This window comes from Streptococcus oralis subsp. oralis, from assembly GCF_000960035.1.
Lineage (GTDB): Bacteria > Bacillota > Bacilli > Lactobacillales > Streptococcaceae > Streptococcus > Streptococcus oralis_G.
The window spans coordinates 190828-203762 of record NZ_JYGR01000005.1 but is presented as its reverse complement, the minus strand read 5'-3'; the positions used below and the strand labels follow the sequence as shown (position 1 = coordinate 203762).

Below are 12935 nucleotides of genomic sequence, written 5' to 3'. Positions count from 1 at the left end.
GGGCTGTTTTTGCTTCTGCGAAATCTCATACTCTTCGAAAATCTCTTCAAACTACGTCAGCTTCACCTTGCCGTAGATATATGTAACTGACTTCGTCAGTCTTATCTACAACCTCAAAGCGGTGCTTTGAGCAACCTGCGGCTAGCTTCCTAGTTTGCTCTTTGATTTTCATTGAGTATCAAATCTGTCTTTTCTTTCTTTTATGATATAATAGAAACATGAAATTAAAAACTACTTTGGGCCTCCTAGCTGGGCATTCTTCTCACTTCATTTTGAGCCGTCTTGGTCGCGGAAGTACGCTCCCTGGAAAACTTGCCCTTCAATTTGATAAAGATATTTTACAAAATCTAGCTAAGAACTACGAGATTGTCGTGGTCACTGGAACCAATGGGAAAACCCTGACAACTGCCCTCACTGTCGGCATTTTAAAAGAAGTCTATGGTCAGGTTCTAACCAATCCTAGTGGTGCCAACATGATCACAGGGATTACGACAACCTTCTTGACTGCCAAATCTTCTAAAACTGGAAAAAACATTGCCGTCCTTGAAATTGACGAAGCCAGTCTATCTCGTATCTGTGATTATATCCATCCTAGCCTTTTTGTCATCACTAATATTTTCCGTGACCAGATGGACCGCTACGGTGAGATTTACACGACTTATAAGATGATTTTGGATGCCATCCGTAAGGTGCCTACGGCTACTGTTCTCCTCAATGGTGACAGTCCGCTTTTCTACAAGCCAGCTATTCCAAATCCTGTACAATATTTTGGTTTTGACTTGGAAAAAGGGCCAGCCCAACTGGCTCACTACAATACCGAAGGGATTCTCTGCCCTAACTGTCAAGGCATCCTCAAATATGAGCACAATACCTATGCCAACTTGGGAGCCTATATCTGTGAAAATTGTGGTTGCAAACGTCCTAATCTCGACTATCGCTTGACAGAACTAATTGAGTTGACCAACAATCGCTCCCGCTTTGTCATTGACGGCCAGGAATACGGCATCCAAATCGGTGGGCTCTACAATATCTACAATGCCCTTGCTGCGGTCGCTATTGCCCGTTTCCTCGGTGCCGATTCCCAACTCATCAAGCAGGGATTTGATAAGAGTCGTGCTGTCTTTGGACGCCAGGAAACCTTCCATATCGGTGATAAGGAATGTACTCTCGTCTTGATTAAGAATCCAGTCGGTGCAACTCAAGCTATCGAGATGATCAAACTAGCTCCTTATCCATTTAGTTTATCTGTTCTCCTCAATGCCAACTATGCTGATGGGATTGATACTAGCTGGATCTGGGATGCTGACTTTGAACAAATCACTGACATGGACATTCCTGAAATCAACGCTGGCGGTGTTCGTCATTCTGAAATCGCACGCCGTCTTCGAGTTACTGGCTATCCAGCTGAGAAAATCACTGAGACAAGCAGTCTGGAACAAGTTCTCAAGACCATTGAGAACCAAGACTGCAAGCATGCCTATATCCTAGCAACCTATACTGCCATGCTGGAATTCCGTGAACTGCTGGCTAGTCGTCAGATTGTTAGAAAGGAGATGAACTAATGGTTTATACTTCACTTTCCTCAAAAGCTGGCAACTACCCTTATCAGCTCAACATCGCCCACCTCTATGGAAACCTCATGAATACCTACGGGGACAATGGAAACATCCTTATGCTCAAGTATGTGGCTGAAAAACTGGGGGCACATGTGACGGTTGACATCGTTTCTCTTCATGATAAATTTGATGAAAATCACTATGATATTGCCTTTTTCGGTGGCGGTCAAGACTTTGAACAAAGTATCATCGCAGGCGATCTACCTGCCAAGAAAGAAAGCATTGACAACTACATCCAAAACGACGGAGTGGTTCTAGCCATCTGTGGTGGTTTCCAACTATTGGGGCAATATTATGTTGAAGCTTCAGGCAAACGCATCGAAGGGCTCGGTGTCATGGGCCACTATACCCTCAACCAGACCAATAATCGCTTTATCGGTGACATCAAGATTCACAATGAAGATTTTGATGAAACCTACTATGGCTTTGAAAATCATCAGGGACGTACCTTCCTCTCAGATGACCAAAAACCGCTGGGACAGGTGGTCTATGGAAATGGAAACAACGAGGAAAAGGTCGGCGAAGGGGTTCATTATAAGAATGTCTTTGGTTCCTACTTCCACGGACCTATCCTCTCTCGTAATGCCAATCTAGCTTATCGCCTGGTTACTACTGCCCTCCGAAAAAAATACGGTCAGGACATCCAACTCCCTGCTTATGAGGACATTCTCAGTCAAGAAATCGCTGAAGAATACAGCGACGTGAAAAGCAAGGCTGACTTTTCTTAAACTAAGGAAAATTAGATAAAAGAACTCCACTATCTTGTCGGAGTTCTTTTTGCCTGTTCTTTTACCCTTCTCCCTTGCATTTTCTCTCATTTTTTGCCAAAATAGAGGGGTAGAAAGAAGGTAGCATATGTCTAAATTACAACAAATCGTAACATATCTTGAATCAGAAAAACTAGACGTCGCTGTTGTATCTGACCCCGTCACAATCAATTACCTCACTGGCTTTTACAGTGATCCCCATGAACGCCAAATGTTCCTTTTTGTCCTAGCAAATCAGGAACCGCTTCTCTTTGTCCCAGCCCTTGAGGTTGAACGTGCAAGCAGCACTGTTTCCTTCCCAGTTGTGGGCTATGTGGACTCTGAAAACCCATGGAAGAAAATCCAGAATGCTCTTCCACAGCTTGATTTCAAACGTGTCGCTGTTGAGTTTGATAATCTTATCTTGACTAAATACCATGGTTTGAAAACGGTCTTTGAAACTGCTGAGTTTGAAAACCTCACTCCTCGCATCCAACGCATGCGCCTCATAAAATCAGCTGATGAAGTCCAAAAAATGATGGTTGCAGGTATCTATGCTGATAAGGCTGTTAAGGTTGGTTTTGACAATATCTCTCTTGATAAAACAGAGACAGATATCATTGCCCAAATCGACTTTGCCATGAAAGGTGAAGGCTATGAAATGAGCTTTGATACTATGGTCTTGACTGGCGATAACGCTGCAAATCCGCACGGAATTCCTGGTGCAAACAAAGTTGAAAAGGACGCCCTTCTCCTCTTTGACCTTGGTGTCATGGTTAATGGCTACGCCTCAGATATGACTCGTACGGTCGCTGTCGGTAAGCCTGACCAATTCAAGAAAGACATTTACAACTTGACCCTTGAAGCCCAACAAGCTGCCCTTGACTTTATCAAGCCAGGTGTGACTGCACATGAAGTTGACCGCGCTGCCCGTGAAGTCATTGAAAAAGCTGGTTACGGTGAGTACTTCAACCACCGTCTCGGTCACGGTATCGGTATGGATGTCCACGAATTCCCTTCTATCATGGAAGGAAATGACATGGTCATCGAAGAAGGCATGTGCTTCTCTGTTGAACCAGGCATCTATATCCCTGGTAAAGTCGGTGTTCGTATCGAAGACTGCGGTGTTGTTACCAAAGATGGATTTGACCTCTTTACCAGCACCAGCAAAGACTTGCTTTATTTTGATTAAACTTAGAGACAAGCAAAAAGTCAGCTATTGAAGCTGACTTTTTTATTTTATCTTCTTGACACTCTGAAAAACTACAAACCCTACAACCATACCCAAGGTATTTTGCAGGAAGTTTGGAAGAATATCTGGTAAGGCTGCGGACCAGCCATTCATTAGGGTAGAACCTAGAGCATAGCCACTTACCATGACGATTGTAGCCAAGACTAAGCCCAACCATTGCCATTTCCCTTTAAAACCTGCAAAAAATCCTTGCAAGCCATGGTTTACCAAGCTAAAGAACATCCACTGTGGATAGCCTGATAGAAGGTCAAGCAGAAAAGCTGCTAGTCCTCCAACGACAGCTCCTTCTTTACTGCCAAAGTAAAAGGCTGTAAAGAAAACACCTGCATCCAAGAGAGTCAGCATTCCTGTTGGAGTTGCTATTTTCAAGTAATAGCCTAGGACCACAGAAAGGGCAGTTAAAAGGGATACAAGGGCGATTTTAGTTGTTTTGGTTTGCTTCATATTGTCTTACTCCATATTGATCTGCTTGTGCAATAGCACGGTAAACGAAAGCTTTTGAGCTCTCTACTGCTGGTAAAAGTTCATCCCCTTTAACCAAGTGACTGGCGATGCTTGAGGCAAAGGTACAACCTGCACCAGCATTTTGACCTTGAATGACAGGATTTTCTAGAACTGTAAAATTTTGTCCATCATAAAAGACATCCACAGCCTTGTCCTGACTAAGGCGATTGCCTCCCTTGATAATGACTGCTGGCGCTCCTAAATCATGCAATTTCTGCGCTGCAGCTTTCATATCTTCCAAAGTTTTGATTTCCTGACCCGCCAACAATTCTGCTTCAGGAAGATTTGGCGTAATCACACTGACATGAGGGAAAAAGCGAATCAACTCTTGACAGAGTTCACTAACAGCTACATCGTGCGTTTCCTTGCAGACCAAAACGGGGTCCAATACCACAGGCACTCCTGGACGTTGCTTGATAAAGTCCAAGGCCTTCTCAGCCACACTGACAGTAGGAAGAAGGCCAATCTTAATTCCTGCAAACTCGACATCACGTAAGCTATCCAATTCATGTTGAAAAACGGCATCGTCAGTTGGAAAGACTTCAAAGCCCTTTTCGGTCAAGGCCGTCAAACAAGTCACTGCTACAAAGCCATGCAGACCATTTAAGGTATAGGTAGCCAAATCAGCTGATAAACCACCACCACTAAAAATATCATTCCCAGAAAGGGCTAAAATACGATTATTCTTCATAACGAATCTCCTTTAAATACAAGCCATTCGGTGCAGCCGTTGGACCTGCAAGTTTTCTGTCCTTCTTCTCCAAAATCAAGTCAATCTGCTCAACTGGCATTCGATTATTTCCTATTTTGAGCAGCGTCCCCACCATATTGCGAATCTGCTTATACAAGAAACCATTTCCTGAAAAGGTAAAGGTCAAAAATTGGCCTGTCTCATCAACACTAAGGCTGGCTTCTGTAATAGTCCGAACCTTGTCCTCTACACTGGTTCCAGATGCTGTAAACCCAGTAAAATCATGGGTTCCCTCTAATTTCTTGACAGCTATCTGCATTCGCTCCACATCGAGGGGATAGGGAAAGTGAGTAGCATAGTGACGGCGCATCGGATTTTTAGGACGCCCCCTATCCACGATAAACTCATAGGTCTTGCTGTGCTTGGCATAACGGCAATGAAAATCATCCGCCACAAGCTTAATTGAAATCACATCGATATCTTCTGGTGACTGGGTATCCAGAGCAAAACGAAGTTTTTCCTCATCCATCTGATAGGGCAGATTAAAATGAATAACCTGTCCCAGAGCATGGACCCCACTATCCGTCCTACCAGCACCGTGAACAGTGATGGCTTGCCCCTTATTCAATCTAGTCAACGTTTTTTCAATTTCTTCCTGAACGCTCCGCGCATGAGGCTGGCGCTGAAAACCAGCAAAGGCAAAACCATCATAGGAAATAGTTGCTTTATATCTTGTCATAACTTCTATTTTATCAGGAAATAAAAGTGTAAACAAGTTTAAAAACCAATAATTGTCTGGGTACAAAATTCCTAGAAGGAAAAACTTAGGAAATTAATCCTAAGCTTTCTTTTGAAGTGCGTACATAACAAAGATAGAAGTGACAATCAACCAGCAGCCTAGAATGGTGAAGACCAACATACCGTTTTGAGTCACCAAGCCAATCGCCCCAAGAATGAAAGGTGTCGTAAAGGCTCCAAAGCTGCATCCTAGCACTGCAAAAGATGTTGCCTGATTAAGGAGCTTGGCTGGGATTCTTTCAGAAAGAAGCTGAAAGACAGTGGTCAAGGCCACACTGTAGGAAAAACCTGCCACAACACTTCCAACTACCATCACACCCAATGACGGAGACAAGGCAATCACAATCTGCCCCAATCCAAAGGTGATACCTGACCAAAGGAGCAATCTTTCTTTAAATAGAGAGATAAAGAAAGAAAAACTCACACCTGCCAAGATACCAATCAACTGCATAATACTTAAGACCAAGCTCGATAACTGGGCATCCCCTAGACCTCTTTCCACCATCAGACTAGGAATACGAATGGTGATAGCTGTGTTGGTGCAGACAACAACTGCTGCTTCGACAGCCAATAGAAAAATTAATCCTTTCATCTTTCCTGTCAAACGAGTCGTTTCGGTCTCTTTTTTCTTTGTTTCTTTCTTTTCTTTCCCATAAGGGACAAAGAGCAGATAAAGAATCAATACTAAAAATCCCGCACTGTAGGCCAAGAAGGTCACTGTCCATCCCAAGGATAAGAGTTGACCGACCACTAGAGTCAAAATCGACGCCCCGACAACTTCTGCTGATCCGCGAAGCCCCAACATCTGGATCCGTGTCTTTCCATGATAGCGTTCGCTGATGATGGAAATGGCCTTGGCATTGATCATCCCAACACCCAAGCCAAATAAAATCCGCATCGCAAAGACAAAGTTGTATTCCTGATACCAGAAAGGGGCAGTTCCACCGATAGAAAGGATGAGAAGTCCCAGACTAATCTGAAGACGCTCAGGAAATAACCGCTCCAAAAACCCATTTAAAACCAGCATAATCATGATTCCAAAAGAAGGAAGACTGACCAGGAGCTCGATTTGTTCTTTGGGGTAGCCTTGATAGTAGTCAAACATGGCTGGCAGAGCGCTTGAAATGGAAAAGGAGGTAATCAAAACGAGGGAGAGGGCCAAAATACTAGCCCGTTCTAAATATTGTTTCATGAATTTTCTTTCTGTATATTTCTCACTGTTGATCCTTTTAAAAGGAAGATGGCAAGAAAAGAAGGAGCCCGATTGAACTAGAGACTCCGTCCTAACTTTCCTAATAGGAAGACTATTTTCGCTTGATTTGCTTGATCAGATAGAAGATGAAGCCTGCAACCATATAGGCCGCAAAAATGATCAAACACCATTTGATAACCACGTCCCAACCCTTGTTCACATTTAAAAAGAAATAAGGGAAGGGATTGTCCTTGGAATTCGGAATATTGAGTTTTAAGACCAAGCCATTAAACAAGGCAAAAATCATATAAACCAAGGGCAAGATGGTCCACAAGACTGGATCCCAGATCTTGTATTGACCCCGTTTATCAAAGAAGAGGGTGTCGGCTAAAAACCAGAGTGGAACGATATAGTGGCAAAGGAAATTTTCCACACGGTAAAAGTCTGTCGCGATCGGAGCAAGCATAAAATGGTAAATCACACAGGTAATCATGATACTCATGGTAACGCCACCCTTGAGACGAAGCAAGGTCGGACTTTGCCAATTTTCACCTGAACGGCTCATCACACGGAGCAGATAGCCCGTGAAAATCGTTACCAAAAGATTGGACAACACTGTGTAGTAAAGGAGCATACCAAAGCCACCGTGCTTGGTAATTTCTAAATAAACCCCTGTAAATGCCGCTAAAAACAAGAGCACACGACTATAAAAGATAAATTTATAATTCAGTTTCATGGCTAGATTTTCTTAACAAATTCTGACTTGAGTTTCATAGCTCCAAAACCATCAATCTTACAGTCGATGTTGTGGTCACCTTCTACGATACGGATATTTTTAACACGAGTTCCTTGTTTCAAATCCTTAGGTGCACCTTTTACTTTCAAGTCCTTGATGAGGGTTACAGTATCGCCGTCAGCCAATTTATTTCCATTGGCATCGATAGCAACAACACCTTCTTCTACTTCTGCAACTTCAGCAGGATTCCATTCATAGGCACACTCTGGGCAAACCAAGAGACTTCCGTCTTCGTAGACATATTCTGAATGACATTTTGGGCAATTTGGTAAGTTGTTCATGGGTTCTCCTTATAACATTTCACTATTCTTTGAAAATCAAAATTTCTCGAACAGCAACTATTATACCGTAAAATCCTAGATTTGACAATGTTTCCTAAGGGCTAGCAAACAAAAAAGTCATGCACCTTTTTACAGTTACATGACTTTTAAAAGATGATTGATCATGGGCACTTATCAAGCACCTCATGATAAAAGGGGTAGCAACTATATCTTACAAACCAGGAGCTTGTCCAAGTTCTGCTGTAAGCATCCAAACTGTTTTCTCAAGTTCAGCCTTAGCCCCAACAAAGATATCGTTTGTAACATCATCACCTTCTTCGTCAGTTACATCCAAAGCTTTTTGGAAAAGAGCGATGAGGTAGCGATAAATTGCTAGAACACGTTCCAAGCTTTCTTCAACGTTACGGAATTCTCCTTCTTCTTCTTCGATTTCACTGTGTTGAAGGAATTCTGTCAAAGTTGAATAAGGTTTTCCACCAAGAGTAATCAAACGTTCACTGATTTCGTCAAGATAGCTATCAAGACTGTCCATGTATTCATCCATTTTTGGATGCCATACGAGGAAGCCACGACCACGCATATACCAGTGAACTTGGTGAAGGGCAATGTGAGCCACATACAAGTCCGCTACTGCTTGGTTCAATACTTCCTTTGTTTTTGCCAATGCTACTGGCGCTGTTTTAGATAATGTTGTTACGTCTTTTACTGCTTCTTTTTTCAATTCAACCATATTTCTTACCTCTTTTCATTTTTTTATAACTACTTCACAGTAGCTATAATACAAGTATACTACTACCAGAAAATGATATCAAGGAAAATGTACTATCTGAGAAAAGTTGCAATAGACTGATAATTTAAGAAAAATATACAGAATTTTTTTTAAAAAAAGACAGTCTTAAAAGACTGTCTGGAATAACCTAGATTATTTTACAAAGTCAAGCAATGCCAAGAAACTTTCAGCTTCAAGTGATGCTCCACCAACAAGGGCTCCGTCCACGTCTGGGCAAGCCATGTATGAAGCAACGTTTTCAGGTTTAACTGAACCACCGTATTGAACACGAACTTTGTCAGCAACTTCTTGACCAAAGTCAGCAGCTACAACATCACGAACAACTTTACACATTTTTTGTGCATCGTCTTGTGAAGCTGATTTACCAGTACCGATAGCCCAGATTGGCTCATAAGCGATAACGGATGCAGCAACTTGCTCAGCAGTCAATCCAGCCAAAGCAGCAGATACTTGAGCACCTACGAATTCAGCTGCTTTACCAGCTTCGTAAGTTTCAAGTGACTCACCACAACAGATGATTGGAAGCATACCGTTTGCAAAGATTGCTTTTGCTTTTTTGTTGATATCTTCGTCAGTTTCATGGAAGTAGTCACGACGTTCTGAGTGACCGATAACAACGTAGTCAGTACCGATTTCTTTCAAAACTTGTGGGCTAGTTTCACCAGTGAAAGCACCTGCATTTTCAAAGTAGCAGTTTTGAGCAGCAACTTTAAGGTTTGAACCTTTTGCAGCAGCAAGAACAGCTGTCAAATCAACTGCAGGAGCTGCGATACCTGCTTCAACAAGGTCTGATGAAGGAAGTTTTGATGCAACGGCTTCAACGAATGCTTTTGCTTCTTCTGGATTTTTGTTCATTTTCCAGTTACCAGCGATAAATGGTTTACGTGACATTTCACATACCTCTTTTTTCATTTTATTCACTATTATTCTATCATATTTATAAGGAGCTTGCAAACCTTACTCTAATTTTCAAGATTTTTCAAGCGACTAATCTTGCCACAAATTCATGGCATCGAGAAAATCAGCCGAAGCCTGAACTTGTTTGGGATTATTCGCTTCTCGCTCTGCTCGTTTGGCCTCTACTTGGGCAACAGATTGAATGCCTTCATGGCGCCAGTTTCGTAGGATTGCCTGAATATATTTCCAGTTTGGCTTGCCATTGAGAACGGCCTCTCGGAGAGCTTCCTTGATCAAATCCGCCTTAACTCCGTCTTCTTTGACAGTCTTAGAAAGGTCTTCGATTTCAAATGGTGTTAATAAGCGTCCCAATTCCTGCTGAAAAGTTTCAACCAGATCCTTCAACTGATTCTGCGGGTTTGGGACTGTTGTAGCTGGAGTTTGGCTATCTAGTAAGCTATCCAAGCGTTCAAAAGCCAAACTAGCATCAAAAATCAGCTCAATTTCACCGTTTAGTTCAATGGTTCGATATTGTAGCAAACCATTTTCAGTCAAATTCGAAATAGATTGGTTGACATCTGCTACCTCTTTGCCAATGATTTCAGCTATTTGGCTAGGCGAAACATCTCCGAGGGCTGTGGTGTTTTGTAGATAGAAAAATTGCCAGACCAGAAAATCTTCACTGGAAGGAAAGAGTTCCTTAAAATGCAAGAGCAGGGCACTTGGTAAAACCAAGTTCCCTGATTTAAAAGCGTCAAAATATGTCATAATTCCTCTTATAGATATCCAAATGCAGCCGCATCATCCTCTACCTTTCTCCAGTCAAAAGGGGTTTCTTGATAAACTGCATAGTTTACCCAATTGCTGAAAAAGAGGGCAGCTGATGAAGACCAACAGAGACAAGGTGTCTCATTTACATCATCATTTTTAAAGTAGTTCTCTGGGATATGAGGGTCGAGTCCCGCCTCATAATCACGAAAATACTCTCTTGCCAAAGTGTCACGATCGTACTCCAAATGACCAAAACTATAAATTTCACGCAAATCTCGACTAGCTAAGATAGAAACCCCAACCTCTGGACCTTCTGATAGAATCTCAAGATTGGTCTTGTTTAAGATCTCTTCTTTTAAAACCTCTGTATGACGAGAATGAGGTGCTACATAGCGATCATCAAAACCACGAAAGAGAAGATGGCCCTCTTTCAAGGTGTCCTGTGGGTAAATACCTGATAGTTTCCGATCCATCTGGTGCTTTTCAACGCCATAACGAACATAAAGACCTGCTTGTGCTCCCCAACAGATATGGAGGGTTGAAAAAACATGCGTCTTGGACCATTCAATGACCTGTTTGAATTCCTCCCAGTAATCTACCTCTTCAAAAGGTAAATGCTCTACTGGTGCTCCTGTGATAATCAGGCCATCAAAAAAGTCATCCTTGACCTCTGGGAAGGTCTTATAGAAGGTTTCCATATGTTCGGCACGGGTTGTCTTGGAACGATGTGTTTCCATATATAAGAAATCAATATCTAATTGCAAAGGGGTATTAGCCAAATGCCGTAAGAGTTGCGTTTCTGTTACCATTTTTTGAGGCATGAGATTTAAAATCAAAATCTTCAAGGGGCGAATATCCTGATGAGCGGCCCGTTGGTCGTCCATAACAAAGATATTTTCAGTCCTTAAAATCTCCACAGCTGGTAATTTTTTATCAATTCGAATCGGCATAATACCCTCCTAACAGTTCTCTATTTCGGGAATGATGTTGTCTGTTTGAAAGCAAAAACCTCCAAATACTTCTTCCCTTTATTATACTGTATGAAGATATAGTTTTCAATTATAGTTTTTCTCTAACTAGCTATAGTTAATTTATATAGCAGATGAAGAGAAAACAGCCCCAAGGACTGTTTTTCATTAATAATGCATAAGTACCTTGTAATCGTAATCTCCGATTTTTTCACGGCCTTTAAGCTCATCAAGTTCAATCAAGAAAGCACAACCGGCTACAACTCCACCAAGTCTTTCAATCATCTCAATCGTTGCCTTAACAGTTCCACCTGTTGCCAAAAGATCATCTACGATGAGAACACGTTGGCCTGGCTTGATCGCATCTGCATGCATGGTCAAGGTATCAATACCGTACTCTTTCTCATAGTCAGCAGAAATGACTTCACGTGGCAATTTCCCTGGTTTACGAACAGGTGCAAAGCCAATTCCCAACTCAAAAGCAACTGGGCAGCCAACAATAAATCCACGAGCCTCGGGTCCCACGATCATGTCGATTTTCTTATCGGTTGCATACTGAACAATTTCACGAACAGCGTAGCTATATGCATTTCCATCTGCCATCAAAGGGCTGATATCACGGAAGGTGATGCCTTCCTTAGGATAATTTTCAATCGTTGCGATATAATCTTTTAAATTCATCTTTTTCTTTCTTTCAAAGTTTTTTACTCTCTATTATAGCACATTTTTTAAGAAAGAAAAAAGGAAAAGTTAACTTCAATAATTATCTAACGATTTGACGATTTATAACTAGCCATAGCAATAAAGCCCAATTTCTGTTTATTCTTAGCAAACATTTTATACATAGTTAAAAACTGCTTTCTATTCTCCTTTTTACAAGCATTTACGCAAATTTTCAAAGTTCCTAGCCAACCTTCGTCATAAATCATACCTGATAATTTCATTAATGTCATTTCACCAGTCAATATTTTCACATCACGATAACCTGATTCTATCATCACCTGTTCCCAAGCATCTTGAGTTAAAGGACCTACATTTACATGAATTGCTTGTGACAATTCCTGTCTGACAGACTCTTTAGCTTCCTTAAGAAGCACATCATGTGTCAAAAGAAGACCTTCAGGTTTTAAAACCCTTAGATACTCCATTACACATTTTTTCTTAGCTTGATCGGCTTGCATAGTCAGCATAGCTTCATTTATAACAATATCAAAACTAGCATCTTCATAAGGAAGTTTCATTGCATTTGCTCTTTCAAATCTGATCAAATGACCAACACCTGCCGTTTCAGCAGATTTTTTAGCCACTTCTAAGGCTTGTCCATCCATATCAACAGCAGTTATCTTACAACCAAAACGCTGTGCCAACTCAATTGCTGTAGTTCCCCTATTGCACGCAACTTCTAGTATTCTCTTTTCTTTTGAAAATCCTCCTTCCGCAATTAACCAATCTGTAGCACGTTTTCCACCTGGACGTAAGCGTTTTTTTCCCAGTTTTGCTAAAAACTTATGACCTGCTTCTGACATTTGAACACCTCTATTTTTTCTTCATTATAACATAAAATTATATTATCCGACAATTCTAATCTATTATTTGATAAACTAGAATCAAAAGCATACAAGCTGCCATGACT

Annotated in this window: 15 protein-coding genes; 3 read left to right on the top strand and 12 right to left on the bottom strand. The window is 41.5% G+C overall.

Features of this window, described 5'->3' with window-relative positions; genetic code table 11:
- The first annotated feature begins 218 nt into the window (after window positions 1-218).
- The 3 genes from murT (at window position 219) to TZ92_RS04100 (ending at window position 3554) form a co-directional block, all read left to right on the top strand.
- Complete coding sequence (gene murT / locus TZ92_RS04110; protein WP_033629398.1) at window positions 219-1562, top strand: lipid II isoglutaminyl synthase subunit MurT; 1344 nt, start codon at window positions 219-221, stop codon at window positions 1560-1562.
- Window positions 1562-2344: a lipid II isoglutaminyl synthase subunit GatD gene (gatD, locus tag TZ92_RS04105; RefSeq protein ID WP_033629397.1), complete on the top strand. Its 783-nt coding sequence runs from the start codon at window positions 1562-1564 to the stop codon at window positions 2342-2344. Before murT ends, gatD begins: the two co-directional genes overlap by 1 nt.
- A gap of 127 nt (window positions 2345-2471) precedes the next feature.
- Entirely contained in the window at window positions 2472-3554 is a 1083-nt protein-coding gene (locus tag TZ92_RS04100) for a M24 family metallopeptidase (protein WP_033629396.1), read from the top strand.
- 42 nt (window positions 3555-3596) lie between these two features.
- Here TZ92_RS04100 and TZ92_RS04095 read toward each other — a convergent pair whose 3' ends face one another.
- The 12 genes from TZ92_RS04095 to TZ92_RS04040 form a co-directional block, all read right to left on the bottom strand.
- Window positions 3597-4058: an ECF transporter S component gene (locus tag TZ92_RS04095; protein WP_033629395.1), complete on the bottom strand. Its 462-nt coding sequence runs from the start codon at window positions 4056-4058 to the stop codon at window positions 3597-3599.
- A complete protein-coding gene (locus TZ92_RS04090; protein ID WP_033629394.1) occupies window positions 4036-4809 on the bottom strand; it encodes a bifunctional hydroxymethylpyrimidine kinase/phosphomethylpyrimidine kinase in 774 nt (257 codons plus the stop codon). Before TZ92_RS04090 ends, TZ92_RS04095 begins: the two co-directional genes overlap by 23 nt.
- A complete protein-coding gene (gene truA, locus TZ92_RS04085) occupies window positions 4799-5548 on the bottom strand; it encodes a tRNA pseudouridine(38-40) synthase TruA (RefSeq protein WP_033629393.1) in 750 nt (249 codons plus the stop codon). The genes TZ92_RS04090 and truA overlap by 11 nt, the downstream gene beginning before the upstream one ends.
- Window positions 5549-5647: 99 nt before the next feature.
- Window positions 5648-6799, bottom strand: a complete 1152-nt coding sequence (locus TZ92_RS04080; RefSeq protein ID WP_033629392.1) for an MFS transporter — start codon at window positions 6797-6799, stop codon at window positions 5648-5650.
- 112 nt (window positions 6800-6911) lie between these two features.
- On the bottom strand, window positions 6912-7535 hold the full coding sequence (locus TZ92_RS04075) for a Pr6Pr family membrane protein (protein ID WP_000775204.1): 624 nt from the start codon (window positions 7533-7535) through the stop codon (window positions 6912-6914).
- A 2-nt stretch (window positions 7536-7537) separates the two neighbouring features.
- Complete coding sequence (locus TZ92_RS04070) at window positions 7538-7876, bottom strand: zinc ribbon domain-containing protein YjdM (RefSeq protein ID WP_001061580.1); 339 nt, start codon at window positions 7874-7876, stop codon at window positions 7538-7540.
- Window positions 7877-8087: 211 nt separating this feature from the next.
- Entirely contained in the window at window positions 8088-8606 is a 519-nt protein-coding gene (locus tag TZ92_RS04065) for a Dps family protein (RefSeq protein ID WP_000229895.1), read from the bottom strand.
- A 192-nt stretch (window positions 8607-8798) separates the two neighbouring features.
- Entirely contained in the window at window positions 8799-9557 is a 759-nt protein-coding gene (gene tpiA / locus TZ92_RS04060; RefSeq protein ID WP_000087899.1) for a triose-phosphate isomerase, read from the bottom strand.
- A gap of 96 nt (window positions 9558-9653) precedes the next feature.
- On the bottom strand, window positions 9654-10331 hold the full coding sequence (locus TZ92_RS04055) for a DnaD domain-containing protein (protein ID WP_000220747.1): 678 nt from the start codon (window positions 10329-10331) through the stop codon (window positions 9654-9656).
- An 8-nt stretch (window positions 10332-10339) separates the two neighbouring features.
- Complete coding sequence (gene metA / locus TZ92_RS04050; protein ID WP_033629391.1) at window positions 10340-11284, bottom strand: homoserine O-acetyltransferase MetA; 945 nt, start codon at window positions 11282-11284, stop codon at window positions 10340-10342.
- Between the two features lie 186 nt (window positions 11285-11470).
- Window positions 11471-11983 (bottom strand): adenine phosphoribosyltransferase, encoded by a 513-nt coding sequence (locus TZ92_RS04045; protein ID WP_001049316.1) that lies wholly within the window; start codon window positions 11981-11983, stop codon window positions 11471-11473.
- An 86-nt stretch (window positions 11984-12069) separates the two neighbouring features.
- Complete coding sequence (locus TZ92_RS04040) at window positions 12070-12828, bottom strand: class I SAM-dependent methyltransferase (protein WP_033629389.1); 759 nt, start codon at window positions 12826-12828, stop codon at window positions 12070-12072.
- Between the last annotated feature and the right edge of the window lie 107 nt (window positions 12829-12935).